Below are 25,703 nucleotides of genomic sequence, written 5' to 3' on the forward strand. Positions count from 1 at the left end.
CATTTCATGCATCAAGTCTGCGTGATCCATGTGTGAAACCGCGCACGCCTGCCCTATTTTGCCTCCTGCGCCAGGCCAAACACGGCCAGCAGCCGCCCCGCCAGCGCGTACTGGCGCATCTGTGCCACGGTCAGACGGTGCAGCTGGTCGCTGCGCCGCTGCTGTATCGTGAAATAGCTGTCGCGCGTCTGGATGACCTGCTGCAGGTTGCGCCGGCCCGCCTCGTATTGAATGGTCCCGCCACGCACGACGAAGGCCATCTTCTTTTCCTGCTCGTCGAGCAGGGCCAGGGTGCGCTGCGCATTGGCGATGCGCGGCAGCATGCTGGCCAGGTCGGCGCGCGTGCCCTGCTCGGCGCGCGCCACGTCCGCCTCGGCCGCCTGGGCGCGGCTGATGCTCTCGTCGCGTTGCGCCAGGCTGCCGCCCAGCGGAAATTCCCAGGAAACTCCCACCGACCAGCCCCGCTGCTGGATGGTCGACGGCGGCGGCGTGGTCTTGTTATTCAACAGGTGGCTGACATTCAGGTCCACTTTTGGCGCCAGGGTGGCCGCCACGCTGCGCACGCGCAGCTGGGCCGCCGCCGCCCGCTCGCGCGCGGCGCGCAACTGCGCGTGCTGCGTATCAGCATTCTCCAAAGCCTGCGCCGGCAGCGGCGCAAAGGCGAAATCGGCAAACTGCGCCACCGGTTCGAAGGCCAGCGCTTCGAGCTTGATGCGCGCCGCCTGCTGGTCCGTCAGCAAGCCGTCGTGCACCAGTTCCGCGTCCAGCTGCGAACTTTGCGCCAGTTCGCGGTCCACTTCCGACGCCTTGCCCAGTTCCGCCTGGCGCGTCACTTGCCGCACCAGCAGCGTCACGTCGCGCAGGCGTTCCTGCGACTGCAGCAGGCTGCGTTCCAGGCGCTGCATGTCGAAATATGCTTCGGCCAGTTTTTCCGCGCTGTCCGCGCGCGCGCGCTCCACGTCGAAGGCGGCACCCGCCATCTCGCGCTCGGCCGCATCGAGTTCGGCGCGGTCGGCGCCGCCGTTGTAGACATTCCAGCGCACACTCGCTTCCACCTGGTGCGTGCGACGTTCCACGTCCAGGGTGCCATCGAGGTCATTGCTGCGCCCCCGCGTGGCCTGCAGCGCCGCCGTCGGGAACAAACGCGAGCGGGCCTGCTTGTAGCGCGCTTCGGCGGTGGCCAACGCCGCCTGCGCCGCCACCACCTGCGGATCGCGCGGCACGGCGCGCGCCAGCAAGGCCGGCAAGCCCCGCGTGGACTGCGCCTGGAAAGTGGCCGGTGGCGCAGATTGGGCCGTTTGGGCCGCCGCGTTGGCGCAGGCGAATGCCATGCAAAGTAAAAAAGTACGCATCACCGCTCCTGCAGGGAAGACTGCAAGCCGCGCAGCACGGGTTTGAACACATATTGCAGCACCGAGCGGCGGCCCGTCAGGATGCCCACGTCGACGGGCATGCCGGGCGTAATCGGCAGCACCTTGCCGTGCACCGTCAGCTGGCTGCGGTCGGTACTCAGCTGCACCTCGAAATACGGCTCGTTGCGTTCATCGGGAATCGCGTCGGCCCCCACGCGCACCACCTGCGCCTGCATGCGTCCATACGTGGTGGCGTCATACGCCAGCACATTGGCCGACGCGCGCTGCCCCACGTGGATAAAACCGATGTCCGACGGCTTGACGCGCACGGAGATCAGCATTTCCGAATCGGCGGGCACGATTTCCAGGATAGGTTTCCCCGGCTGTGCCACGCCGCCGACAGTCGCCACCAGCACGCGGTTGACGACGCCGTCGACGGGCGCCGTAATATCGCGCCGGCTGACCTGGTCTTGCTGGCCCTTGACGGTGCTGGCCAGGGCGCCGGCCTTGGTTTCGTATTCGCTGCGCTGGGCGCCCCACTGGCCGCGCATGCGCGCTTCCACTTCGCCCGCCTGCGCCTGCGCCTCGGCCAGGGTGGCCGCCAGGCGCGGCACGGACGCGCGCAGGCCGTCGAGTTCCGTGCGCTGCTGCTGCACGCGCTGCTGCGCATTCAGATAATCGCCACGCGAACCGGCGCCCTCCTTGAACAGGCGCTCCTCGATCGACAGGCTTTCCAGGGCAATTTTGAGGCCCGTGTCGAGTTGCGCGATGCGGCCGTGCGCCTCGGCCAGCTCACCGCGCCGGCGCGTCACGCCTTCGCGCGCGGCCGTCGTGGCCGACGCGAATTCGCGCTGGCCATCGCGCCACAACTGCGTTTCCTTGGCGATCAGCTCGGGCGCCTCTTGCTGCCATTCCGGCGCAAACTGGGGCGTGCCGCCAGACAGCAGCGCGTCGAGGCGTGCCCTGCCCGCCAGCGCGGCCAGGCGGTTTTGCACGCTGGCGCCCAGGTTGGCGTCATATTGGGCCGTGTCCAGGCGCAGCAGCAAGTCGCCGCGGCGCACGCGCTGGCCCGGTTTCACGAGCATTTCACGCACGATACCGCCTTCCAGGCTTTGCACTTCCTGCAGATGCGATGGCGGCGTGATGGCGCCACGGCCATTCACGGACACGTCGAGCTGGGCGAAGGTGGCCCAGGCCAGGGTCAACACCAGCAGCACGGCGATCAGCGCAAGCATGCGCATGACGATGGTCTGCGGTTCACGTTCCGGGTCCGGGTGGGCTGTTGGCAGCGGGCGGGCGTTCAGGGCGCTCATGCCGCCACTCCCTGTTCCGCCGCAGGCCTGGCCGCCTGGCTATTGAGCACGCGCATGACCTCATCGCGCGGGCCGTCGGCCACGATGCGCCCCTTGTCGAAGACGATCAGGCGGTCCACCAGCGCCAGCATGGCCATGCGGTGGGTGACGAGCACGATGGTCGTGTCTTTCAATGACCGCAGGCGACCGATCAGGCGCTGCTCGGTGGCCGGGTCGAACATGCTGCTCGGCTCATCGAGCAGCAGCATGGTCGGTTTCGCGAGCAAGGCGCGAGCCATGGCCACAGCTTGCCGCTGGCCGCCGGACAGGCGTTCGCCCCGCTCGCCCACTTCCGTCGCCACGCCGTTGGGCAGCTGGGTGATGATGTCGTCGAGGCAGGCCAGGCGGATGGCGTCGAGCAGACTGGCGTCGTCGGGCTGGCTGCGTCCCAGTTCGATGTTTTCGCGCAAGGTGCCGTGGAACAGGGTCACGTCCTGCGGTACGTAGCCGATCTGGCGGCGCAGGCTCAAAGGTTCGAGCTGGGTGCTGGCCAGGTCGTCGAACAGCACGCTGCCGCTTTGCGGGCCGTACTGGTTCAGCAGCAAGCGCAGCAAGGTGCTCTTGCCGGAACCGAGCTTGCCGATCACGCCGACCCGTTCGCCGGGGCGGATGTGCAGGTTGAGTTTATCGAGCAGCGGCGGCGAATTCGGGTAGGCAAAGCCCACGTCGCGAAACTCGATGCGCCCGGACAGGGGCGGCGCCTGCAGGCTGGCCGCGTCGTCATCGGTCGGCGCTTCCATGATTTTATTCAGAGCGTGGTAGGACAATTTGGTCTGCTCCCAGCGCATGATCAGGCCCGCGATCTGGCTCACGGGCGCCAGCGCGCGGCCTGTCAGCATGCTCACGGCGATGATCTGGCCCAGGGTCAGCAGGTGTTCGCCCATCAGCAAGGCGCCCGTGGCCACCACGGCCACGCCGGACAGGGCCAGCACGGCCGTGTTGATGTAATTGACGCGGCTGACGATTTCGCGCGTCTCGACGCTGTTGGCGGCGATGGCCACCGTCAGGCTCTCCCATTTGCGCCGGCTCCACGCTTCGGCGCCCAGCGCCTTGATGGTGTCGAGGCCATTCATGGTTTCAAACAGGTGCGCCGTGCGCTGCGCGCTTTCCTGCATCGAGGCGGCCACGTGGCGCGCCAGGGCCGCGCGCGAAGCAAAGGCCACCAGCAGCAAAATCGGGATGACGGCCAGGGGCACGAGCACGAGCCAGCCGCCCACCAGGGCGATCACCAGCAGGAACAGCAGCAGGAACGGCAAGTCGCCCAGGGTCGTCAGGGTGGTCGAGGCAAAGAATTCGCGCACGGATTCGAAATCGCGCACGGTATTGGCCAGGGTGCCGCCGGAAGCGGGCCGGCTGGCCGCGCGCAGGCGCAAACACTGGGCAAAGATGTTCGACGACAACGCCACGTCCATGCGGCGCGACGCCGTTTCCACCAGTTCGCCGCGCAGCAGGCGCAGGGCCAGCTCGAAGCCCGTCAGCACCACGACGGCGATCGTCAGCACCCACAGGCTGGACGTGGCATTGTTCGGGATCACGCGGTCATACACGGCCATCGCATAGAACGGCACCAGCGCGCCGATGATATTGAGCACCAGGGTGCCCAGCAAGGCCCAGCGGAAGACCCAGCGGCTGCGGTTGAAGACATCCCAGAACCAGCGCCCCGCCACCGGCATGCTGTAGAGCAGGCTGCGCTGGTCGAAAAACAGTACGGGCCGCACGGCCACCCAGCGTCCGTCGGGCACTTCCCGCGCCAGCGCGGCCGCGTCCAGCCAGGCGCTGCCTTCGATGCCGGGCACGTGGCATTCGTATTTGCCGTCAGCAATAGTCAACACCACCAGCGCCTGCCCTTCCCCATTGAGCAGCAAGGCCGGCATTTCCGTCGGGCGACGCGGCGTGCCTGCTGGCAACGCGGTGCCGGCCAGGGTGGCTTGCGCCAGCGCCTGGTCGAGGAAATCGGCGGCGGCCGGGCTGGTCTGGGCCGCCACGCTGGCGCGCAGGCGCTCGGCCTGCACGGCCACGCCGAAAAAGCGCGCGAGGAAGACGATGGCATCGGCGATGGCATCGGTGGACGCGCCGGCGGAAGCGGTGGAAGTATCGGGGGGTGGGGTCATAATGGATTCACAATAAAACGCTGCGGCGCACCGGTCGGGCGCGCCGCAGCGGGAACGCTATCGCTTGCGCGATGAGCGATAAGCAATAATTAATGAGCAATAATTAAATCAGCGCGGAAGCGCCCTTGCGGCGGCGCGCCATGAAGCCCAGCAGGCCCAGGCCCGCGACCAGCATGGCCCAAGTCTGCGCTTCCGGCACCGGCGACACAGCCAGCAAGGTTTGCGAAGCCGGGTTGACGCTGCTCAAGCTCGTGTAGTTGTACAGGTTCTGGATGGCGCCATTGCCCGTGGCCACGCCCAGCATGGTGTTGGCCTGGCTGACGACGGCATTGCTCAGGCTTTTGAAACGCAGGTCGCCCGTCAGCAGGTTCGTGTTGTCGTTATTCAATTCCCACAGGGCCAGCTGGAAGGCGGCGGCGCTGTTGGCGCTGGTCGACACACTGGCGACGGACGAGGCGTAATAGCCTTCATACAGGCGCTTGACGGAATCGCTGGCGGCGAAGGCGCCGCTGCTGTAGCTGTTCGAACTGTTGCTCAGTGCGACATGGGGATCGAGGCAAAACGCGAGGAAGGTGTTGCTGTCGTACTTGACTTCCCACAAGGTCGGCGAGATGGCGCTGCCCGAGCCGAAGGCGCCGCCGGCAGCCGTAAACAGGCTGACGCTGTGCGAATCGACGACTTGCAGGTTGGAGGCGGCCAGGGCGCTGCCGCTGGCAAGGACGAACGTGGCGGCGGCGATGGCGCCGCGGACGAACAGGTGCATGGATTGTTTCATATTGGTTTCCCTATTTCTATTGTCAAGTGTGCAAAAAGCGTGGAAAGCGCCGGCGCCCCGTGACGGCTGCGCCGGTGCGGCATTGCCGGGCAGGATTACGGGCCGGCAAGGGACATCAGGCAGCCATTTCCTGGGGCTGGGTATTTGCGTGGGCCATGGCGCGGCGCAAGAGGTCGGCCATCTCGCACTGTGCCTGGGCTTCGGCAGCCGGGGCAGCCTGGGCGGCAGCGACCGTGTTGACCGTGCCGTCCTGGCCCAGCACCACGTCGAGCGTGCTGTCGTCGCGCAGCAGGTCGGCCATGCTCGGCAAGGCCACGCCGGCGGCGGCCGCATCCTTGGCGTCGACGTTGAAATACACGTCCGTCATGTCGACCGACTTGCCGTCGGCCAAGGTGGCGCTGCTGCGCTCGAGGTGCAAATTGCTGTTGGCGTCGAGGAACGGCAGTTCCGTGTAGCTGACCGTCAGGCTGGCCACGCCGGCGTCGTGCAGCGACATCAATTCGCCGTCGTCCGTCACGCCGTTGCTGTTGGCGTCGCGCCAGATGCGCAGTTCCGCGAACTTGTCATCGTGCGCATCGACCACGCCGTCGCCGTTCGAATCGTAGCCGGACAGCTTGGCAAAGCCCGTGCCCTTCTCGTTGCCGCCGAACAGTTCGGAGATGTTATCGATCTTGCCATTGCCATTGCCGTCGATGGCCAGCAAGCCGTCCTGGGCCGAGACCCAGCCCGTCTGGATGGCGCTGCCCGTGCCCAGCAAGTCGAAGCTACCGTGGAAGTCCGCGCGGGCGATCGTGTGCACGCCGTCACCGTTGAGGTCGATGACGATGGGCGTGATGGCCGCATCCCAGCTCATGTCGTTCTGGCCCGACGCCAGTTTCAATATGTCCGTGTAGACCACGTTACCCGTCGTGCCATTGCTGTTGACGTCCGAATCGATGTTGTCGTTCGTGCCCACGTTCTTCGCGCCCCAGCGCCATGTATCCATGGCGTAGCCCGCGTGATACACGCCCGACTTGTCGAATTTGAGCGAATAGCTGCCCGGATCGAGGTTGCTGAACAGGTAGTTGCCGTAGGCATTCGTGTAGGTGGTGGCCAGCAGCACGCCACTGCCCGAGTACAGCTGCACCTTGATGTTGGCGATGCCCGCCTCGTTGTAGTCCTGCACGCCGTCATGGTCGGCGTCGCGCCACACCTTGTCGCCCAGGCTGGCCTTGCGGTAGATGCCAGCATCCCAGCTCATGTCGTTCTGGCCTGCGGCCAGGTTGATCAGGCCCGAGCGCCCCGTGCTGACATCGACGTCGGAATCGGCCGTGTCAACACCCACATTGGCCTTGGTGTAGTAAAAGCCCGATGGACGGATGACTTCCACCTTGTAGCCGCCGGCCGCCAGTTCGCTGAACAGGTAATTGCCGCTGGCATTCGTCGTCGTCGTGGCGATGACCTGGTTGTACGCATTGAGCAGATTGACTTTCACGCCCGCCACGCCCAGTTCGCCCGCCTCCTGCACGCCGTTGTAGTTCCTGTCTTCCCACACGCGGTCGCCGATGGAAGCCGTGTTCAGTTTCACCAGGCCCGCATCCCAGTCCAGCTGCACGTCGCCCGACTTCAGGGTGGTCCACGTGGTGGTAAAGCCGGTGGCCGGATTGACGTCCGAATCGGTGGCGTAACCGCCGATGTCCGCCTTGGTGAAGCCGTAGCCGGCCGGCGGCACGAAGCCCAGATAGTAATTGCCTGGCACCAGGTTGCTGAACAGATAGTTACCGCCGGCATCCGTGGTGGCGCTGGCCACGACGGCCCCTTGCGCGTTGTACAGGTTGACTTTCACGCCACAGACGCCCGCCTCGCCCGCATCCTGCGTGCCGTTGCCGTTCGCGTCGAACCACACGCGGTCACCGATGGAGGCCGTCTTGTAGAGGCCGGCATCGAGATCCCTGTAGTTCTGGCCGGCAGCCACCGTCACCTGGCCGCTGTTGCCCAGCGTATTGATGTCGCTGTCGAGCGCATCGTTGCCGCCCGCATCCTTGACCGTCGTCAGATAGCCGGCTGGGGCGACGACGGCGATCGAGTAGGTACCGGGATCGACATTGAAGTTGTAATAGCCGGTGGCGTCCGTCAAGGTCGAGCCGATCACGCTGCCGGCCGCGTTTTTCAGCTGCACGGTGACGCCGACTATGCCCGCTTCGCCCGCATCCTGCACGCCATTCATGTTGCTGTCATGCCAGACCCGGTCGCCCAGGGTGGCTGGCAAGGCGACGATGCCGGCGTCCACGCTGTGGTTGCTGTCGCCCGAGGCCAGCAGCACTTGCGCCGTGCGGCCGTCGGCATTGGCGTCCGAGTCGCGCTGGTCATCGCCGCCCTGGTCCTGGCCCGTGAAGGCGTAGCCGGCTGGCAAGGTGGTTTTATCGAACTGCACGCTGTAGGCGCCCGGTTTCAGGTTCGTGAACAGGTAGTTGCCGTTCGCATCCGTCAGCAGCGGGCTGCCGATGGCGTTGCCCGATGCATCGAGCAAGGTCACTTTCACGCCTGCGGCGCCCGCTTCACCCGCGTCCTGCACGCCATTCCTGTTCGTATCGAACCAGACCCGGTCGCCCAGCTCGGCCGTGCGGTACAGGCCCGCATCAAGGCTCAAATTGGTTTCGCCCGGCGCCAGGGTGACGGACGCCATCTTGCCGGCCGCATCGATATTGCTGTCCTTGGCCGTGTCGCCGCCCTGGTTCGCTGCCGTCGGCACGTAGCCGGCGGGCGCCACCACGGTCACCGAATAGGTGCCCGGATTGACATCGAAGTGGTAGCCGCCGCTGGCGTCCGTCGTGGTGGAGGCCACCACATTGCCGGCCGTATCCTTCAATTGCACGACAACATTGGCGATGCCCGCCTCGCCCGCGTCCTGCACGCCGTTGGCGTTCTTGTCTTCCCACACGAAATCGCCGAGGTGGGCCATCGGCACCTTGAAGGTCAGGTAATGGGGCGCCAGGCTCAGGTCTTGCGCATTGCAGCCTTCCGTGCCGCCATCATCGCGCACCTTGAAACCGAGGTCGAAGTCGCCGGCCACGGTCTGGCTGGGCACGAAGACCAGGTGACCCGCGCGGATATCGTCGATGGAGACTTCCGTGCCCACCGCCACGGCCACGCCGTTGAGCAAGACCTGGCCCGCCGTGGTGGTATTGGTGATGACGATGGACTTGAAGCCGTCGTGCTCGACGTCGTCGTGGAAGCCGAAATCGCTTTCGCTCAGCACGACGCTGGCACCGTCGACCAGAGTGAAGGTCTTGTCGGCCGCATCGGGCGCATCATTGACGGGATCGATAATGACTTGCAGGCTCAGCTGGACGATGTCGCCATTACCCTTGTCGATCGTCACCTGGATGGTCGAGAAGCTGCCATTGTAGTTGGCGGCCCAGTCGCCGGGACGCACGTACACGGTGTCCGCGTCGAGCATGCCGAACAGCGGCGTGTTCTCCGTCGATTCCGTATCGTCCGGCAACAAAACCGTGAAATTCTTGATATTCAGTTCACCTTGCACCGAGTAGCCGGCCTGGATCAGCAGGTCGCGGATGTCGAAATTCTTGTTGATGTCTTCGCAGACGTGGACCGTGGTCGACAGGTTGTAGGTAGTCATGCGGCCTCCTGACGGCATGCCACGGTGGCAGGAGCGGAAATACGGGGGGCCAGGGCGCGATCAGCCTGGCCGCGCAAAGCGGCGAATGTATACATAGGTGGGCTTCCAAGAAGGGACTTGTTTAAAAATGAAGCCGGCAGATCTTGTATACAGTTTCGAGGGACACAGGAGCCAGACGACGCAACCACACAGCAGGGGGTGATTGTCTTTCTAATATTTAAGTTGTCGCAATTATATCCACTATATTTTCAAAAGCAAATTAATTTCCATCAATATCAATAAAATTTTTATAATTTTTTCGCATTTCCGGCGCGTCCGGTGTTGCCATCGCGGCCCTGAAAATACATGCGCCTTCTCGGCCCCCACTACAATCGCCTACAATCTCGGGATGAATCAACTTACCCTCGTCCTGCCCTTCGCCTTGCCCAATGCCGAACTGGCTGCCGACCTGCTCAAGGTCTTGCAGGCGCCCGCGCTGGCGGCGCTGCTGTCGCGCACCTCCACTTGCAATTTGGAAACTTTTGACAACGCCAACCGCCTGCTGCCGCACGAAGCGTGGCTGGCGCACGCCTTGACCCTGTCGCCCGCGCCCAACGGCGAGGCGGCGCAGGCGGCATTCGCGGCCCAAGCCATGCGCGGCTACGGCCTGGTGCCGGAACCGGGCGCGCGCTACTTCCTGCTGCATCCGGCCCACCTGGCCATCGCCCGCAGCCATATCAGCTTGGAAGACTTGCGCCAGCTCAAGCTGAGTGAGGCGGACGGCCGCGCCCTGTTCGACATTGCGGCCCCGTATTTCGACGAGATCGGCCAGCCCCTGGCGTATGGCGACGCGGGCACCTGGTTCATGCGCGCCGACGCCTGGTCCGACTTGCAGTGCGCCACGCCGGACGCCGCCACCACGCAAGACCTGTCCGTGTGGATGCCGGAGGGCGAGCATGCGCGCGCGGCGCGCCGCCTGCAAAATGAAGTGCAGATGCTGTGGCATGAACATCCGGTCAATGCGGCGCGCGAGGAACGGGGCTTGAAAGCCATCAATTCCTTCTGGATCTGGGGCGGGAGCCTGGCAACGGATGAACCCGCGCGCTGCGCGGCCAGCCTGCATACGAAGGACGCACCGGGCTGGCTGGCCGCGCTGGCGGAACCGGCGCAGCGCGATGCCAGTCCAAACAGTGTGCTGGCCAGCACACAGGACGCAATCGTCGTGCTGGGCGGCCTGACCGAAGCGGCGCAGGCCCAGGAATGGGGCATGTGGCTGCAGCAGTTGCAAGCGCTGGAAACAGACTGGTTCGCGCCCCTGCTGGCGGCCCTCAAGGATGGCCGTCTGGGCCAGCTGCGCCTGGTGCTGAGCCACCGCGACGCCTGGCTGGACTGCACCACCAGCAAGAATGCGCAGCGCAAATTCTGGCGCGCGATTACCCTGAACAAGTTGAAAGCATCATGACCCGTACCCGCATCGCCACCCGTCCCTGTCCCTACCGCGAATCCGAATTGCTGCGCCAGGGCGGCATCCACCCCGTGCTGGCCCGCTTGTACGCGTCGCGCGGCCTGTCCGACGCGAAAGAACTTTCGATCGAGCCGAAAGACTTGATACCGCCGTCCGGCTTGCTGCACATCGGCGCAGCCGGCGTCTTCCTGGCCGACGCGATTGCCGCCAAGAAGCGCATGGTCATCGTGGCCGACTACGATTGCGACGGCGCCACCGCCTGCGCCGTGGCCATACGCGGCTTGCGCGCCATGGGCGCCGACGTCGATTTCATCGTGCCCAACCGTTTTGAATATGGCTACGGCCTGACGCCGGAAATCGTCGAACTGACGGCGCGCGAAAAATCGCCCGACATCATCATCACCGTCGACAACGGCATCGCCAGCATCGACGGCGTGGCCGAAGCGAACCGGCGCGGCATCCAGGTGGTCGTCACCGACCACCATTTGCCGGCCGACACCCTGCCCGACGCGGCGGTCATCGTCAACCCGAACCAGCCCGCCTGCGGTTTCCCCAGTAAACATCTGGCGGGCGTGGGCGTCGTGTTCTACGTCTTGCTGGCCCTGCGCGCGGAAATGCGCCGGCGCGGCCTCTTTGATGCGCAAACGCAACCGAAGCTCGACAACCTGCTCGACCTGGTGGCCTTGGGCACGGTGGCCGACGTCGTGCGCCTCGATACGAACAACCGCATCCTCGTCGCGCAAGGTCTCAAACGCATGCGCAAGGGCCATATGCACGCGGGCGTGGCCGCCCTGTTCCGCGTGGCGGGCCGCGAAGCGCGCAGCGCCACGCCGTTCGACCTGGGCTTTGCCCTGGGACCGCGCCTGAATGCGGCCGGCCGCCTGCAAGACATGTCGCTGGGCATCGAATGCCTGGTCACGGACGACGAAGGCCGCGCCTGGGCGCTGGCGCAGCAACTGAACGACATCAATCTGAAGCGCCGCGAAATCGAAGCGGAAATGCAGGATACGGCCCTGCTGCACCTCGATGCTTTCGAACCGGCCAACAGCAGCACCATCAGCGTCTTTGATGAATCGTGGCACCAGGGCGTGATCGGCATCGTGGCATCGCGCCTGAAGGAAAAATTCTACCGCCCGACCATCACGTTTGCGCCGGGCGCGGACGGCTGGATCAAGGGCTCCGGACGCTCGATTCCCGGCTTCCACTTGCGCGACGCGCTCGACCTCGTGTCGAAACGGGCGCCGAGCCTGATCGACAAGTTCGGCGGCCACGCCATGGCGGCCGGCTTGACCATCCGCGCCGACGCCTTCGATGCGTTTTCCAAGGCCTTCGAAGCCGTGGGCCAGGCATGGCTCAGCCAGCAGCAGCTGGAACGGGTGGTGGAAACGGACGGCCCGCTGGAAGACGCCTACTACACGACGGCCTTCATCGAGCTGATGGATGGCCAGGTGTGGGGCCAGGGCTTCGCCCCGCCCGTCTTCTGCGACGAGTTCCGCGTCGTCAGCCAGCGCATTCTCAAAGAGCGCCATCTGAAACTGCTGCTGGAAAAGAACGGCGTGCGTTTTGACGCCATCTGGTTCGGGCATACGGATGCCTTGGGCGAACGCACGAGGGTCGCGTTCAGACTCGATGCGAATGAATACAATGGCACGACAAAAGTGCAGCTCATGGTGGAGCACGCCGAACCTGTGTAGTGACACCTGACAGTACCTACTGCGCGTCGGTATAGGCGGCCTGCGATGCTCACCGTACTAGAAGTACGGTTGCGCTTCTCGGCCACCTCTCCCTTCCGCTCGCTACGGTACTGTCAGGTGTTGCAACGTTTGTGATCTTATTCTTGCTAGGTACAACGATGGCTGGAACACCCCGAAACACCACCTGAAAGCAGCACCATGCTGACCGGCCTGAACCACCTCACCCTGTCCGTGCGCGACCTGGCGCGCAGCGTCGCCTTTTACCGCAACACCTTGGGCCTGCGTCTGCATGCGCGCTGGGACAGGGGCGCGTATCTGTCGGCCGGGGAGCTGTGGCTGTGCCTGTCGCTTGACGCGCAAGACACGCCTGTGCTGGCCAGCCCCGGCTACACGCATTACGCGTTCTCCATCGCGTCCGCCGACTTCGCCCCGTTTGCCGCCCGCCTGCGCGCCGCCGGCGTGCCCGAATGGCAGCAAAACCGCAGCGCCGGCGATTCCCTGTACTTTCTCGATCCGGACGGCCATCAGCTGGAAGCCCATGCGGGCAGCCTGGCGCAGCGGTTGGCAGCCTGCCGGGCGGCGCCCTATGCTGGCATGCAATTCTTTGACGGCTAAGGGTATTGGCGCGCACATTTGGACGAGGACAGCACAAATTCCCGAAAAGGAGTAATATTCTTCCATAAAAGGAGTTCATCATGAATCTTGCCTACGCCTACCCCAAGAGCCGCTTCGAACCGGCCGTGCTCGTCGACCTGAACGCCAAAGCCGAGCGCGAGCGATTGTCGCAGGCGGCCTTGAAGGGCTTTTTCAAGCTGGCCGCCGCCTGGAAACTGCGCGACGACGATGCGCGCGAATTACTGGGCGGCCTATCCAGCAGCGCCTATTACGAGTGGAAGAAACACCCGGACCGCGTGCTGGAAGTGGACCGTATCACGCGCATTTCCTACTTGCTGGGCATTTATAAAGCCCTGCACATCCTGTATGGCGACAAGCTGGCCGACGAATGGGTGAGTTTGCCCAACAAGAATCCCGTGTTTGGCGGCCGCACACCCCTGTCGCAGATGCTGGCCGGCGGCTTGCTGGCCATGCAGACGGTGCGCAAGCTGCTCGACGCGCGCCGCGGAGGACTGTAATTGTGCCTGCAGCCCCGAATACCCACCTGCCGCCGCTGGCCGCGCTGCGCCAGATCGACACTTGCCGGTTGATTCCATCGCGCTTCGCCGACATGGAAGACTCCGTACTGGCGCCGCTGGCCGAGGATGACGATCACCTGCGCGAGCTGTTCGAACTCGATAACGCCACCAACGCGCGACTGGTCGCCGAGTATGGCGGCGCGCCAGGAATTGGCGTGGACGAACTGGTTTTTGGCGTGCCACACTTTCGCATCATCAACGCCGCGTACACCTATGCCCGGCCGGAAGGAGCGCGCTTCAACGATGGCGAACGGGGCGCTTGGTATTGCGCCTTCGACATGAAAACGGCGCTGGCCGAGATCATTTTCCACAAGACCGTGGAATACCAGGAAATCGACTATTTCGCCGACAGCGTCAGCTACCAGTCGCTGCTGGCCGATTTCTCCGCCAGCTTCCACGACCTACGCGGCCAGGAGCGCTATGCGGCCTGCCTCGACCCGGCCAGCTACATCGCCTCGCAAGACCTGGCCGCCATCCTGCTCGAGGCCGGTTCCATGGGCATCATCTTCCCCAGCACGCGGCTGGCGGGCGGCACCAACCTGGCCTGCTTCCGCCCTGCTCTGGTCGGCAATGTTCGCAAAGGCACCGCCTATCGGTTAACATGGCGGGGTACGCCGATACCGCACGTGGAAGCCCTCCCAGGCAAATAAACCGCGCGCATCGGCACCCGACTCACCGCAACCTGATCTCACATGCAAACCAATCCTGAAAAAGACACCGAACTGCGCCTCAAAGTCAACAGCGAAACGGCCCGCCTGGCCTGGAGCGAACTGGAAAAGCACTTCGCCCAAGGCAACGTCGTCTGGGTCGCCAATGAACTGGACCTGGTCGAAGTAGCCGTGCGCATCTCGCACGACGACAAGGCCACCATCACGCAATGGATGGCCGATGGCAAGGTAGCCAAAGTCTCCGACCAGCAGGCGCTGGACTGGCAGGCAGCCGACGCGGCGCTATGGGCCGTCGTCGTCAGCCCGTTTATTCTGGTGCAGCAGGAAAAGCCCACCAAACACTGACGCTGACAGGCTGCGCCAGAAACCAGGAAAATATGCGACCAACTAAATTCGGTACGTAATTTGGTCATACGGTGCTATCATCGGCCTGCCAACTTATGGAGGTGAGTATGAATTTTCTAAACATTCAGCCAATTAGTTACTTGAAGACCAACACCAGCGACGTGGTCAAACAGGTACTGGAGACTCATGACCCGGTAGCCATCACGGTAAATGGCAGAGTTCAGGCAGTTGTGCTAGACCCCGTTAGCTATCAAAAGACCCAAGATCAGCTTGCCATGCTCCGCATCCTTGCTCTCGGCCGCAAGCAGATTGAGCAAGGTAAAGTCATCGGTCATGATGACGTTGTGGCCCTTCTGGAAGCTGAAGACGACGACAACTGATTACGCAAATGAAAATCATTTGGACTCAATACGCCCTGAACGATTTACAGGATATTCGCTCCTATCTGAAGCAGAGCGAATCCCTTGCTTTTGCCAGGAAGGTGACGCAAGAGATTCTGGCTGAAGTCAGTTCACTCAAAGATTGGAACATTAAAGGTAGCTTTGTTCCTGAACTTGAAGACCTTCACTTGACGACTCACCGCCAACTGTTGGCCGGCCAGAATCGTATCATCATCGAGTACGGACATAACGATATTGTCTATGTTCATATGATTGCCCATACCAGCCGTGACCTGGAAGCATTGATTCGCCATCGCCTGCTCAATTCGTAGCCGGCAAGTCCTGCCAGGCACACGGCTGTATTGGATTTGACAATGCGCAGCAAGCGCATTGTCAGGCCATCATCAATGCCCTCCCCCCAAATACGCCGCGATCACCTTCGGATCGGTTTTCAGGCTTTCCGCCGGGCCGTGCACGGAAATGCTGCCGTTTTCCAGCACATAGCCGTAATCGGCCACGTTCAGGGCGGCGGCGGCGAATTGCTCGACCAGCAGCATGGTCACGCCTTCGGCCTTCAATCGCGTGATGATGCGGAAGACTTCTTCCACCAGAATCGGCGCCAGGCCCATCGACGGCTCGTCCAGCAGGATCACTTCCGGGTTCAGCATCACGGCGCGGGCCATGGCCAGCATCTGCTGCTCGCCGCCCGACAAGGTACCGGCCAGCTGGTCGCGTCGCTCCTTCAGGCGGGGGAACAACTCCAGGGCCTTGTCCAGGTCGCGCTTGATATCGCCTTTCGGGCGCGCCCGCGTGAAGCGGGGGAAGGCGCCCAGCAGCAGGTTGTCCGTCACCGACATCGAGGCGAACACCCTCCGTCCTTCCGGCGAATGGGCCAGGCCGGCGCGCGCGATCTTGTGCGAATCGAGGCCCGTGACGTCCTTGCCGCCCAGGGTGACGGTGCCCGATTTCGGTTTGAGCATGCCGGAAATGGCGCGCATGGTGGTGGTCTTGCCGGCCCCGTTCGAGCCGATCAGCGTCACCAGCTTGCCCTTCGGGACGTCGAGCGAAATGCCGTGCAGGACTTCGACTTTGCCGTAGGCGGCGTGCAGATTACTAATGGTCAGCATGGTCTTCCTCTCAGTGCGCCGCTGGCGCCAGGGTTTCGGCGCTGCCGCCCAGGTAGGCTTCAATCACTTTCGGGTCGCTCTGGACAAGCGCGGGTGCGCCTTCGGCGATCTTCTGGCCGAAGTCCAGCACCGTCACCACGTCCGACAGTGCCATCACCACGTCCATGTGGTGCTCGATCAGGATGATGGTGATGCCATGCTCGCGGATCTTGCGGATGATGGCCATCAGCTCCTTGATGTCGGGCGCCGTCAAGCCGGCCGCCGGTTCATCGAGCAGCAGCAAACGCGGGTTGAGGCCCAGCGCGCGGCCGATTTCCAGCAGCCGCTGCTTGCCATACGGCAGATTGCGCGCCTCTTCGTTGGCCAGGTCGGCCAGGCCCACGAATTCGAGGATGCTGGCGGCCCGCTCGCGCGCGGCCGTCTCTTCGCGCTTGTAGCGCGGCGTATGCAGCATCACGTCGAGCACGTTCGACTTGAAGGTGTTGTGCAGGCCCACCAGCACGTTTTCCGTCGCCGTCATCTCGCCGAACAGCTGCACGTTCTGGAAGGTGCGCGCCACGCCGCCCAGCGCGATCTCGGACGGCGTGCGGCCGGAGATCACGGCGCCGGCAAATTCCACCTTGCCCGCCGTCGGCTTGTAGATCCCCGTGAGCACGTTCATCATCGTGCTCTTGCCCGAGCCGTTCGGCCCGATCAAGCCGTGCACGGAGCCTTGCGTGACGTTCAGGTCCACCTGGTTCAGCGCTTTCAGGCCGCCGAACTGCATCAGGGCCTGGTCCACACGCAGCAGGGTCGCGCCCTGCTGCCCGCCTTGTGCGTGGTCGAACGGCGCCACGCCGTGGGAAGCGACGGCTTGCACATGGCGCCGGCCCTTGCCGATAAAGCTCATCAGGAAGCCGACGATGCCGTCCTGCAGGTAGTACACGACGAACAGGGTCATCAAACCGAAGATGGTCAGGCGCCAGTCGACCATGTTTTCCAGTTTGTAGGAAAACGCGGCCAGGCCGATGGTGGCCACCAGGGGCACGATCACGCCGCGCAAGGTGGAGCGCTTTTTCGCCAGCATGAAGGCGGAACCGATCACGCCCAGCACGGCGGCGCCGACGGCGATCTTGCGGAACAATTCGATGTCCGACAAGAGGCTCGGCAGCATGACGACGATCAGGGCGCCGATCAGCGCGCCCGAACGGGTCTTGCGTCCGCCCATGATGACGGCCAGCAGGAACAAGATCGTCAGCTCGAAGTTGTAGGTATTGGGCGAAATATACTCTTCCGAATACGCATACAGGCTGCCGGCCAGGCCCGCGAAACCGGCGCTGATGACGAAGGCGTACACCTTGTAGCGGTACACGGACACGCCCATGCAGTCCGAGGCGATGGGGCTGTCGCGCAAGGCTTCGAACGCGCGGCCCAGGTTTGATTTCAAGATGCGGTGCACCACCACCAGCGAGATCACCAGCAGCGCGGCGACCATGTAGTAGTACTCCACTTCCGTCAGTTTGTGGCCGAACAGGACGGGCTTGTGGATCTTGATGCCCATCGGCCCTTCCGTCAGGAAGCTCATTTCATTGATCAGGATTTGCACGATGGTGCCGAAGGCCAGGGTCACCATGGCCAGGTAGGGGCCCGTCACGCGCAGGGCCGGCAAGGCCAGGATGGCGCCAAACACGGCCGCGCCCAAAATACTGGCGGGAATGGCCAGCCAGAACGACACGCCCAGCTTGAACACCAGCACGCCCGTGACGTAGGAGCCGATGCCGAACAGGCCCGCGTGGCCCAGCGACACCTGCCCCGTGTAGCCGACGACGATGTCGAGGCCGAACAGCAGGATGGCGTAGATCAGGATGGTTTCGGCCAGGTGGATGTAATACGGGTTCGGGATGACGATGGGGAACAGTGCGAGCGCGGCCAGTCCCGCCGCGCTCAGCGCCAGCATGGTGATTTTCTTGTTCATGTCGTCCTCAGACTTTCTTGATCGCGGCTTTGCCGAACAGGCCGGACGGCTTGACGGCCAGCACCAGCAGCAACAGCAGCAGGCCAGGCACTTCCTTGTAGCCGGTGGAGATGTAGTAGCCGGTGGTCGTTTCCGCGATGCCCAGGATCAGGCCGCCGACGATGGCACCCACGCCCGAGGTCAGGCCGCCGATGATGGCCACGGCAAACGCTTTCAAGCCCAGCGACGCGCCCATGGTGGCTCCGGTCAAGGTCAGCGGCGCCACCAGCACGCCCGCAAAGGCGGCCGTGGCCGACGACAGCGCGTAGGAGAACGTGATGACCATGCCCGTGTTGATGCCCATCAGGCCGGCCGCGTCGCGGTCGTTGGCGGTCGCCACGACGGCCTTGCCGTAGATCGATTTGCGGTTGAACACTTCGACGGCCAGCATGATGGCCAGCGCGCCGACGATGACGGCCACCTGCATCTGCTGCACATTGGCGCCAAACACCTGGAACGGCGCGGCCGACAGCGGCGACGGGAACATCAGGTCATCCTTGCCCCAGATGTTTTCCGCCACGTTCTTGAAAATGATGGCCAGCGCGATGGTCGACATGATCCAGCCGAATTCGGACTTGATCTTGATGGCGGGCCGCACGCCTATCCATTCGACGAACACGCCCTGCAAGGCGCCGAAGACGATGACGATGGGGATCATCAACAGATAGCTCATGTAAGGGCCGCCGTGGATGGTACCCACCAGGGAGAGGCCCACGAGCGCGCCCAGCATCAGGGATTCGCCCTGGCCGAAATTGAGGGTGCCGGAAGTGGCAAAGGTCAGCTGGTAGCCGAAGGCGATGACGGCATAAATCATGCCCAGCGCGATGCCGCTGAAGACGAGCTGCAGGAAGATTTCCATGGTATTCCCCGGAAGACGAACGATGAAAAAATGGCCAGTCCTGATTCCTCAAGGCTGGCCACTGCGCGGCGAATGTCTGCCAGGCTTATTTCGCGAGGACGACTTTGCCGTCCTTGACTTCACCGAAGACTGTCAGCTCGGCCGTGATCGCTTCATGGTTGGTCTTGCTGAACGGTTTGTTGTAGGTGGTGACGGCGCCTTCCACCTTCTCGTTGAGGTTTTCCAGCGCGGCCCGCACTTTCGGGCCGTCCGTGCCGCCTGCCTGCTTGAAGGCGGCTGCCAGCAGGTAGATGGAATCGTAGCCTTGCGCGGCCGAGACGGCCGATGGCATGCGTCCGCCCGATGGCTTGTAGGCGGCCACGTAGGCGTCGATGAAGGCCTTGCGTTTCGGCGTGCTGGCATCCTGGATGAAGGTTTGCGGCATGCGCGTGCCATTGCCGTTCTTGCCCGCGTTGTCGATGAAGTTACCCATGGCCAGGGTCCAGCTGCCGATCAGCGGCACTTTCCAGCCCAGTTTTTCCATGCCGTTGGCGATCTGCGCCAGTTCCGGGCCGATGCCGTAGGTCAGCACGACTTCCGCACCCGCCTGCTTGGCTTTCAGCAGCTGGGCCGTCATGTCGACGTCCTTGATGTTGTATTTTTCCACGACGACGGGCTTGATGCCCTTCTTGTCGAGCGCCTTTTCCAGGTCTTCGCGGCCCAGCTGGCCGTAATTGGTCGAGTCGGCCAGGATCGCCACTTTCTTGAACTTGCGGTTCTCGATCGCCTCATGCACGATCATCCCGGACTGGATGGTGTCATTGGCCGCATTGCGGAAGACGTAGTTTTCCGGCTGGTCGGCGAATTGTTTGGTGACGATGGAACCGGTCGCCACATTGTTCATGACGGGAATTTTCGCTTCCTGGTAGAAGCGCTGCGATGCCAGGGCCACGCCCGTGTTGATGTAGCCGACGGTGGCGGCGACCTTTTCCTTGTTGATGAGCTCTTGGGCGATCTGCACGCCGCGTTCGTTTTTCGCTTCGTCATCGCGCTCGATCAGCAGCAGCGAACGGCCCAGTACGCCACCCTTGGCATTGATTTCAGCGACGGCCAGCTTGACGCCGTCGCGCATCGACACGCCCATCGGCGCGGAACCGCCCGTGAACGGACCGGACACGCCGATCTTGATGGGGTCGGCTGCGACTGCCGCCTGCGAGAAACCCAAAACCAAACTTGCTACAAGCAATTTCTGTTTCAAATTCATTGTCATCTCCTCTGTTACAACGTTTTTAATGCCACTTATTTTTATTGTCGTACGCTGGATAACCGCCCCATCGATAAATCATTGTAGGTGAGTAAACATGCCCCAGCAACAACTACATATGACGCGTCGCAACATGCAGAAAAGAGGCAATTGCTGGCCCGATGTCAGTCTTTTGTAAGGAAAATATGAGGCAAATTGGTGCACCTTGCGCCATCGGGCAACACTGCTGTGGCAAAACGCGACAGGAAAAAGGCGAGCTCGGCGATTCATCAGGACGCTGATCTGGCGCAATACTGGCACTGCCCAGCATGCTAACGTCGCCCTTGCCAGCGCGTACGCGCAAGTCCGATCAGCCACTCCCACCGCATGGAGGCGATATGCAGCGCCCGTCGAACTCGTCCATTTCTCCCCTGCTACTTGGCGCCATCGCCAGCCTGCTGCTGGGCGGCTGCGCCACCAACCTGGCGCCCGTGCGCACGTTTGCCGAACAGACGCAAAAGATGTCGGTCCAGTTCGAACCCATGCTGGCGGGCGGCGTCCACAGCTGCATGGACAAGGCCATGCGCAAACGCCTGATCCTGGCCGAGCGTTTCGATGCGCAAGCGAGCGAACAGGCGGCGCGCACCGATTGCGCCGCCATCGCGCAAGCCAGCACCTTGATCGCCAGCCTGAACGACCTCCTGCTGCGCTATGCCCACACCATGGCGGCGCTGGCCGATGAGAAGCTGCCCGTCTACAAGGAAGAAATTGCCGGACTCGGCGATGCCCTGGGCGGCCTGGCCCAGCCGGGTGGCGGCGCGCCCCTGCTCGATGCAGGCAAGCTGTCGAAGGTCGTCAAACTGAGCGAACACCTGAGCCGCCTGGCCACGCAGCGCCTGCAGAAATCGGCCTTGCGCGAATTGCTCGACGAGCAGGAAGCCGTCGACATCGTCAGCAACGCGCTCAAGGAGTATGCGCAGCGCAGCTACCGCGCCGGCTTGCAGGATGAATTGCGCGACCTGGACCTGCTGCGTGGCGCCGTCGACAAGGCCGCGCCGCGCGAACCGCTGGCCGCCAACTACATCCGCACGCGACTGCACTTGGAAGGCCGGCAATTGCAGGAAAGGGAAAAGATCGTCGCCGCATACGTCGCCGCCGTCGACGCGCTGCAAGCGAGCGTGGCCGCGCTGCGGGCCAATCTCGACCACCTGCAGGCGCCCGAACTGGAGCGGCAGTTGGCGCAATTTTCACGTCAGGTCGAGACGCTGCAAAAACAGGCTGTTTTCTATGGCCCCGCCCGCTGGTAAGCGGCGCGCACACAGGAGTATCCCATGGCCCAACTGACCGAACTGACAAAAGACCAAAGCTACGCCATCGCCGACAGCCTGGCGCAGGCGTCGAGCCTGGTGCTGGAATTGCGCATCCGCGAACGCGAGGCGCTGGCGCCGGACGAGCGCGCGCTGCTGGAGCAATATGAAGACCACCTGGACCAGATGGTGTCCCTGTTTCGCGCGTATGGCATTTACCTGACGGCCGAAGGCGCGGAACAGGCGCGCGGCGATATCGAGGGTGCCATCGCCAAGGGAAAACAGCAGCTCAAGCGCATCGCCGACGTGAAGGCCGCCATCGGTGCGGCGGCCAAACTGGTCGACCTGGGCGCAGCCATCCTGTCGCGCGATCCGTTCGCCATCGGCGAGGCGGCAGCCAGCCTGCGGGCCAAGCCGAAGAAGGACACGCCGGCGTAACTCAGGGCTCGGGCGGACGGTGCCCCATGGCGTGCGTGGCCATCTTCAGGAACAGGAACGACTGCTCCTCGTTGTGCGCATAACCCATCTGCCCCTCGGCCAGGGCCACGGATTTCTGCTGCAGCGCTTCCGGGTAGTCGAGGTCGCAGGCGGCGTCGAGCCAGTAACGCGCCCCGGCTTCATCGCTATCGAGCAGCATGTTCGCCACGATGAACATGGCCGGCGCCACGCCACGTTGGGCGGCCTGTTCCAGCCAGCGCAGCGCGGCGGCGCTGTCCTGCTGCCCGCCCATGCCGTTCTTGTGCATCAGGCCCAGGTAATATGCGGCCGGGCCGCTGCCCTGCCCCGCAGCCTGCTCGAACAGGGCGCGTGCCTGCGGCTGGGTCGATTCTCCCGCGCGCATCAAGACCTTGGCCCGGGCCGTGACATCGGGCGCGGCCACAACGGGCGACGCCAGCGCGGCGGCCAGCAGCAAGTTTGCCAGCATCATTTCGACAGGTCGAGCTGGTACAGCGCAAAGCCCTTGCCCGCGCCGTCGTCAGCCTTCAGCTGCGTGACGTTGTCGATGCCGGCCGCTTTCGCCAGGTCGATCACGTTCGGCGCCGAGTGGAAGACCACGGGGCCTTTCGTGGCCACCCTGGCGAAGCGCCAGCTGCGCGCCGAACCGTTTTTCGCGCGCGACAGGTTCTTTTCCTTGGTCACGTAAGCGATCAGGAGCTCACGGTTGTTGTCGGGCGAAGCCACCACCGTCTTGCTGCCGTCCAGGCCAGGGAAATTGCCGCCGCCGCTGGCGCGGTAGTTATTGGTCGCGATGAGGAATTCCTGCGCCGCGTTCACAGGCTTGCCCTTGTAGCTGAGGCCCTTGATGCGCTGGCCCGGCGGCTGCGTGACGTCGATCTGGTAGCGCACGTCGGCGCTGGTGATCGCGTCGAAGTTGTAGCTCGGATGGGCCGTATTGACCAGTTCCTGCACGTCCAGCTTGTTCGGGTCGATGGTATTGAAACGCTGCGCCGACTGTTCCAGCCAGGCTTTCAGGTCCGCGCCATTCATCTTCACGCCGTACAGCGCGTTCGGATACAAATACAGATCGGCCGCATTATTGAGCGCCACATTGCCCGCCTTGACGTCCGTGTAATCGGACACGCCGGCCGAGCCGCTCTTGAACGGCGACGACATCGACAGCACGGGCAAGTGCGCAAACTGCGGCAGGTTCGCCTTCACATACGCGGCCAGGTAGCCCGTTTGCGCCTGGTTCACCACTTCGATGGCACTGACGTCGCCCACGTCGGCAAAATACGTCGACATGCGGAAGTTCGTCGCGCCCACGGGCGTCTGCACGTAGGCGATCGTTGCCGCATGCTCCTCGGCCACCAGTCTGGCGATGACAGGATCGGGCTGGACGTAACTCTTGTCCGCATTCTGGATGCCGCGCGCTTCCACCGTGGTGGCGCTCTTGTCGACCACCCACTGCTTGCCGTCGTGGCGCAGGCGCAAACCGATCACCCCCAGGTGCTTGCCCCACAAATTGGCCATCACGGTGGGTACGCCATTGACCAGGCCACGGACCTTGTCGACGCCGGGCAAATTAAACTGCGGCACCGTGCTGGCCGCGTTCGGGAACAGCTGGTGCGAGTGGCCGATCAGCATGGCGTCCACGCCCGGCACTTGCGACAGGTAGTAATTACCGTTTTCCATGGTCGGCGAATACGGGCTGTCATCGAGGCCGCCGTGCGAGATCGCCACCACCAGTTCGGCGCCCTTGGCGCGCATCTCGGGGATGAATTTTTCCGCCGTCTCGCGCACGCCCTGCGTGTAGACGCGGCCTTCGAGCCAGCGCTTGTCCCAGGCCATGATGGTGGGCGGCGCGAAGCTGATGATGCCGACCTTCACGGTGCTGGTGATGGCCTTGCCATCGGGGCCGGTGGCCGTGATCTGCTTGTCGATGATGTGGTATGGCGCAAACAGGGGTTTACCCGTCTTGACGCTGTAGACGTTGGCCAGCACTTGCGGAAATGCGGGGCCGGCGCAGCGCGGTTTGCCGGCGTCGACGCTGTCGACGTCGAAGCGGTTACCCGTCACCTGGCTCAGGAACGCCAGGCCGTAGTTGAATTCATGGTTGCCGATGCCGCCGCCGTCCACTTTCAGCACATTCATGGCCTTGTAGATGGCCAGGGTCTGGTCGCAGGCCAGCGGTTTTACCAATGCCTGGTAGTCGGCCAGCGCCGTGCCCTGGATGGTGTCGCCGTTGTCGAGTAAAAGGTTGTTCGGGAACTGCGCGCGCGCCTGGGCGATCAGGGCCGCCGTGCGTTCCAGGCCGATCGACGGCTCCGCCTGCAGCTTGTAGTAATCATAACTAAGCACATTCGCGTGCAAGTCCGTCGTCTCGAGCAGGGCCAGGGTGGCGCTGCTGCCGGCCGGCGCGGCCGATGGCTGGACCGGACCGGTGGCGGCGGGCGGCAAGGTGCCGCAGCCGGCCAGCAGCAACGGTAACAGGGCAAGACGGGGAGATTGAAGCATGATGTATTCCTGTGGAAAGACAATATCGCCAGCATCATACGCAGCACGGCAGCCCCTATCAAGGCAAAAATATTGTCGCAAATACAGCGAAATGATGATTTTATTGCCCTGTGCGGCATCGATTCGGCGCCCCCGGCATCAGAAACGCGCCGCGCTCGCGTATAATTCAGGGTTTGATTTCACCATAGAAGACCAGAACATTATGGAAGCCGAACGCATCAATATCATCTCCGCCCTGCTCAACGACCTGACGGTCCGCGAAGCCGAACTTCGGAGGTATCTTTGACTTCACTGTCAAGTCGGAGAAACTAGAGCAAGTCAACGAAGAACTGGAAGATCCTACCGTCTGGAACGATCCCAAGCGCGCCCAGGACCTCGGTAAAGAGAAGAAGGCGCTGGAAGCCATCGTCTTCACCCTGGCCAAGGCCGATGCCGACCTGCGCGACACCCGCGACCTGTTCGACATGGCCCGCGAAGAAGGCGACGACGACACGCTCGAAGCGATCGAGCAGGACGTGCAGGAAATCCGCAAGGTCATCGAAAGCATGGAATTCCGCCGGATGTTCAACAATCCGATGGACCCGAACAACTGCTTCATCGACATCCAGGCCGGCGCCGGCGGCACGGAAGCCCAGGACTGGGCTTCGATGCTGCTGCGCCAGTACCTGCGCTATTGCGAACGCAAGGGCTTCAAGGTCGAAATCCTCGAGCAGTCCGACGGCGAGGTAGCCGGCATCAAGACGGCCACCCTGAAGGTCGAGGGCGATCACGCCTACGGCTTCCTGCGCACGGAAACGGGCGTGCACCGCCTGGTGCGCAAGTCGCCGTTCGACTCGGCCAACGGCCGCCACACCTCGTTTACGTCGCTGTTCGTGTATCCGGAAGTCGACGATTCGATCGAGATCGACGTCAACCCGGCCGACATCCGCGTCGATACCTACCGCGCGTCGGGCGCCGGCGGTCAGCACATCAACAAGACCGACTCCGCCGTCCGCATGACCCATGCGCCGACCGGTATCGTGGTGCAGTGCCAGAACGACCGTTCGCAGCACCGCAACCGCGCCGAAGCGATGGAAATGCTGAAAGCGAAGCTGTACGAACATGAACTGCGCAAGCGCATGAGCGAACAGCAAAAGCTGGAAGACTCGAAGACGGATGTGGGCTGGGGTCACCAGATCCGCTCCTACGTGCTGGACCAGTCCCGCATCAAGGACTTGCGCACCGGTTTCGAGACGGGCAATACCAAGGGCGTGCTCGATGGCGACATCGACGACTTCATTTCCGCCTCGCTCAAGCAAGGCGTATAA

23 protein-coding genes are annotated in these 25,703 nt (G+C 63.4%); 12 read left to right on the top strand and 11 right to left on the bottom strand.

Going from position 1 to position 25,703, the window contains the following annotated elements; all coding sequences use genetic code 11:
• Nucleotides 1-53: 53 nt before the first annotated feature.
• The 5 genes from JAB6_RS23455 to JAB6_RS23475 all read right to left on the bottom strand — a co-directional run bounded on the left by JAB6_RS23455 (nt 54) and on the right by JAB6_RS23475 (nt 9,209).
• A complete protein-coding gene (locus tag JAB6_RS23455) occupies nt 54-1,352 on the bottom strand; it encodes a TolC family protein (protein WP_254671767.1) in 1,299 nt (432 codons plus the stop codon).
• Nucleotides 1,352-2,665 (bottom strand): HlyD family type I secretion periplasmic adaptor subunit, encoded by a 1,314-nt coding sequence (locus JAB6_RS23460; protein ID WP_070304960.1) that lies wholly within the window; start codon nt 2,663-2,665, stop codon nt 1,352-1,354. The genes JAB6_RS23455 and JAB6_RS23460 overlap by 1 nt, the downstream gene beginning before the upstream one ends.
• Nucleotides 2,662-4,815 carry a type I secretion system permease/ATPase gene (locus tag JAB6_RS23465; RefSeq protein ID WP_034755452.1) on the bottom strand — a complete coding sequence of 718 codons (2,154 nt, stop codon included), beginning with the start codon at nt 4,813-4,815 and terminating at the stop codon, nt 2,662-2,664. Before JAB6_RS23465 ends, JAB6_RS23460 begins: the two co-directional genes overlap by 4 nt.
• Before the next feature lie 103 nt (nt 4,816-4,918).
• A complete protein-coding gene (locus JAB6_RS23470; RefSeq protein WP_070304962.1) occupies nt 4,919-5,590 on the bottom strand; it encodes a PEP-CTERM sorting domain-containing protein in 672 nt (223 codons plus the stop codon).
• 115 nt (nt 5,591-5,705) lie between these two features.
• Entirely contained in the window at nt 5,706-9,209 is a 3,504-nt protein-coding gene (locus JAB6_RS23475; RefSeq protein ID WP_070304964.1) for an SdrD B-like domain-containing protein, read from the bottom strand.
• Between the two features lie 388 nt (nt 9,210-9,597).
• On the opposite strand from JAB6_RS23475, the gene JAB6_RS23480 reads away from it, so the two are divergent.
• The 8 genes from JAB6_RS23480 (at nt 9,598) to JAB6_RS23515 (ending at nt 15,265) form a co-directional block, all read left to right on the top strand.
• The gene (locus JAB6_RS23480; RefSeq protein WP_070304966.1) at nt 9,598-10,650 is read left to right on the top strand and encodes a hypothetical protein; all 1,053 of its coding nucleotides are present in this window, start codon (nt 9,598-9,600) and stop codon (nt 10,648-10,650) included.
• Entirely contained in the window at nt 10,647-12,347 is a 1,701-nt protein-coding gene (gene recJ, locus JAB6_RS23485) for a single-stranded-DNA-specific exonuclease RecJ (protein WP_034755437.1), read from the top strand. Before JAB6_RS23480 ends, recJ begins: the two co-directional genes overlap by 4 nt.
• 198 nt (nt 12,348-12,545) lie before the next feature.
• On the top strand, nt 12,546-12,962 hold the full coding sequence (gene fos, locus JAB6_RS23490) for a fosfomycin resistance glutathione transferase (protein ID WP_034755435.1): 417 nt from the start codon (nt 12,546-12,548) through the stop codon (nt 12,960-12,962).
• 80 nt (nt 12,963-13,042) lie between these two features.
• Nucleotides 13,043-13,480, top strand: a complete 438-nt coding sequence (locus JAB6_RS23495) for an MbcA/ParS/Xre antitoxin family protein (RefSeq protein ID WP_034755432.1) — start codon at nt 13,043-13,045, stop codon at nt 13,478-13,480.
• Between the two features lie 2 nt (nt 13,481-13,482).
• Nucleotides 13,483-14,190: an RES family NAD+ phosphorylase gene (locus JAB6_RS23500; protein ID WP_034755430.1), complete on the top strand. Its 708-nt coding sequence runs from the start codon at nt 13,483-13,485 to the stop codon at nt 14,188-14,190.
• 42 nt (nt 14,191-14,232) lie between these two features.
• Nucleotides 14,233-14,553, top strand: coding sequence for a DUF2288 domain-containing protein (locus JAB6_RS23505; RefSeq protein WP_070304968.1), 321 nt, complete (start codon nt 14,233-14,235; stop codon nt 14,551-14,553).
• 107 nt (nt 14,554-14,660) lie between these two features.
• On the top strand, nt 14,661-14,933 hold the full coding sequence (locus tag JAB6_RS23510; RefSeq protein WP_034756273.1) for a type II toxin-antitoxin system Phd/YefM family antitoxin: 273 nt from the start codon (nt 14,661-14,663) through the stop codon (nt 14,931-14,933).
• A gap of 8 nt (nt 14,934-14,941) precedes the next feature.
• Nucleotides 14,942-15,265 (top strand): type II toxin-antitoxin system RelE/ParE family toxin, encoded by a 324-nt coding sequence (locus JAB6_RS23515; RefSeq protein WP_070304971.1) that lies wholly within the window; start codon nt 14,942-14,944, stop codon nt 15,263-15,265.
• Nucleotides 15,266-15,337: 72 nt separating this feature from the next.
• Here the strand turns inward: JAB6_RS23515 and JAB6_RS23520 are convergent, their stop codons facing one another.
• The 4 genes from JAB6_RS23520 to JAB6_RS23535 form a co-directional block, all read right to left on the bottom strand.
• On the bottom strand, nt 15,338-16,060 hold the full coding sequence (locus JAB6_RS23520) for an ABC transporter ATP-binding protein (protein WP_046682988.1): 723 nt from the start codon (nt 16,058-16,060) through the stop codon (nt 15,338-15,340).
• Between the two features lie 10 nt (nt 16,061-16,070).
• Entirely contained in the window at nt 16,071-18,014 is a 1,944-nt protein-coding gene (locus JAB6_RS23525) for an ATP-binding cassette domain-containing protein (protein ID WP_034755420.1), read from the bottom strand.
• Nucleotides 18,015-18,021: 7 nt separating this feature from the next.
• On the bottom strand, nt 18,022-18,912 hold the full coding sequence (locus tag JAB6_RS23530) for a branched-chain amino acid ABC transporter permease (protein WP_010398938.1): 891 nt from the start codon (nt 18,910-18,912) through the stop codon (nt 18,022-18,024).
• A gap of 85 nt (nt 18,913-18,997) precedes the next feature.
• Complete coding sequence (locus JAB6_RS23535; RefSeq protein WP_034755418.1) at nt 18,998-20,155, bottom strand: ABC transporter substrate-binding protein; 1,158 nt, start codon at nt 20,153-20,155, stop codon at nt 18,998-19,000.
• 377 nt (nt 20,156-20,532) lie between these two features.
• Here JAB6_RS23535 and JAB6_RS23540 point away from each other — a divergent pair, with 377 nt between their 5' ends.
• On the top strand, nt 20,533-21,441 hold the full coding sequence (locus tag JAB6_RS23540; protein WP_070304973.1) for a hypothetical protein: 909 nt from the start codon (nt 20,533-20,535) through the stop codon (nt 21,439-21,441).
• A gap of 24 nt (nt 21,442-21,465) precedes the next feature.
• Nucleotides 21,466-21,879: a hypothetical protein gene (locus JAB6_RS23545; RefSeq protein ID WP_070304975.1), complete on the top strand. Its 414-nt coding sequence runs from the start codon at nt 21,466-21,468 to the stop codon at nt 21,877-21,879.
• A gap of 1 nt (nt 21,880) precedes the next feature.
• Here JAB6_RS23545 and JAB6_RS23550 read toward each other — a convergent pair whose 3' ends face one another.
• Both JAB6_RS23550 and JAB6_RS23555 read right to left on the bottom strand, forming a co-directional pair.
• Nucleotides 21,881-22,369, bottom strand: coding sequence for a tetratricopeptide repeat protein (locus tag JAB6_RS23550; RefSeq protein ID WP_070304977.1), 489 nt, complete (start codon nt 22,367-22,369; stop codon nt 21,881-21,883).
• Nucleotides 22,366-24,396, bottom strand: coding sequence for a bifunctional 2',3'-cyclic-nucleotide 2'-phosphodiesterase/3'-nucleotidase (locus JAB6_RS23555; RefSeq protein ID WP_070304978.1), 2,031 nt, complete (start codon nt 24,394-24,396; stop codon nt 22,366-22,368). The genes JAB6_RS23550 and JAB6_RS23555 overlap by 4 nt, the downstream gene beginning before the upstream one ends.
• 91 nt (nt 24,397-24,487) lie before the next feature.
• Between JAB6_RS23555 and JAB6_RS29450 the strand changes: the two genes are divergently transcribed.
• On the top strand, nt 24,488-24,682 hold the full coding sequence (locus JAB6_RS29450) for a hypothetical protein (RefSeq protein WP_070304980.1): 195 nt from the start codon (nt 24,488-24,490) through the stop codon (nt 24,680-24,682).
• Nucleotides 24,599-25,703 (top strand): peptide chain release factor 2 gene (prfB, locus tag JAB6_RS23565; RefSeq protein WP_115057524.1). Its coding sequence is split into 2 segments (ribosomal slippage): nt 24,599-24,679 and nt 24,681-25,703, totalling 1,104 coding nucleotides; the frame shifts between segments, so codons are not numbered across the junction. Before JAB6_RS29450 ends, prfB begins: the two co-directional genes overlap by 84 nt.

The organism is Janthinobacterium sp. HH104 (assembly GCF_001758715.1).
Lineage (GTDB): Bacteria > Pseudomonadota > Gammaproteobacteria > Burkholderiales > Burkholderiaceae_D > Janthinobacterium > Janthinobacterium aestuarii.

Bases quoted from the DNA above. Each gene is read 5' to 3' on its own strand.
- JAB6_RS23540 (WP_070304973.1), top strand. From the start codon at position 20,533: ATGCAGCGCCCGTCGAACTCGTCCATTTCTCCCCTGCTACTTGGCGCC.
- JAB6_RS23495 (WP_034755432.1), top strand. From the start codon at position 13,043: ATGAATCTTGCCTACGCCTACCCCAAGAGCCGCTTCGAACCGGCCGTG.
- recJ (WP_034755437.1), top strand. From the start codon at position 10,647: ATGACCCGTACCCGCATCGCCACCCGTCCCTGTCCCTACCGCGAATCC.
- fos (WP_034755435.1), top strand. From the start codon at position 12,546: ATGCTGACCGGCCTGAACCACCTCACCCTGTCCGTGCGCGACCTGGCG.
- JAB6_RS23505 (WP_070304968.1), top strand. From the start codon at position 14,233: ATGCAAACCAATCCTGAAAAAGACACCGAACTGCGCCTCAAAGTCAAC.
- JAB6_RS23550 (WP_070304977.1), bottom strand. From the start codon at position 22,369: ATGATGCTGGCAAACTTGCTGCTGGCCGCCGCGCTGGCGTCGCCCGTT.
- JAB6_RS23530 (WP_010398938.1), bottom strand. From the start codon at position 18,912: ATGGAAATCTTCCTGCAGCTCGTCTTCAGCGGCATCGCGCTGGGCATG.
- JAB6_RS23475 (WP_070304964.1), bottom strand. From the start codon at position 9,209: ATGACTACCTACAACCTGTCGACCACGGTCCACGTCTGCGAAGACATC.
- JAB6_RS23510 (WP_034756273.1), top strand. From the start codon at position 14,661: ATGAATTTTCTAAACATTCAGCCAATTAGTTACTTGAAGACCAACACC.
- JAB6_RS23555 (WP_070304978.1), bottom strand. From the start codon at position 24,396: ATGCTTCAATCTCCCCGTCTTGCCCTGTTACCGTTGCTGCTGGCCGGC.
- JAB6_RS23545 (WP_070304975.1), top strand. From the start codon at position 21,466: ATGGCCCAACTGACCGAACTGACAAAAGACCAAAGCTACGCCATCGCC.
- JAB6_RS23470 (WP_070304962.1), bottom strand. From the start codon at position 5,590: ATGAAACAATCCATGCACCTGTTCGTCCGCGGCGCCATCGCCGCCGCC.
- JAB6_RS23455 (WP_254671767.1), bottom strand. From the start codon at position 1,352: ATGCGTACTTTTTTACTTTGCATGGCATTCGCCTGCGCCAACGCGGCG.
- JAB6_RS23465 (WP_034755452.1), bottom strand. From the start codon at position 4,815: ATGACCCCACCCCCCGATACTTCCACCGCTTCCGCCGGCGCGTCCACC.
- JAB6_RS23520 (WP_046682988.1), bottom strand. From the start codon at position 16,060: ATGCTGACCATTAGTAATCTGCACGCCGCCTACGGCAAAGTCGAAGTC.
- JAB6_RS23525 (WP_034755420.1), bottom strand. From the start codon at position 18,014: ATGAACAAGAAAATCACCATGCTGGCGCTGAGCGCGGCGGGACTGGCC.
- JAB6_RS23515 (WP_070304971.1), top strand. From the start codon at position 14,942: ATGAAAATCATTTGGACTCAATACGCCCTGAACGATTTACAGGATATT.
- JAB6_RS23535 (WP_034755418.1), bottom strand. From the start codon at position 20,155: ATGAATTTGAAACAGAAATTGCTTGTAGCAAGTTTGGTTTTGGGTTTC.
- JAB6_RS23460 (WP_070304960.1), bottom strand. From the start codon at position 2,665: ATGAGCGCCCTGAACGCCCGCCCGCTGCCAACAGCCCACCCGGACCCG.
- JAB6_RS23480 (WP_070304966.1), top strand. From the start codon at position 9,598: ATGAATCAACTTACCCTCGTCCTGCCCTTCGCCTTGCCCAATGCCGAA.
- JAB6_RS29450 (WP_070304980.1), top strand. From the start codon at position 24,488: ATGATGATTTTATTGCCCTGTGCGGCATCGATTCGGCGCCCCCGGCAT.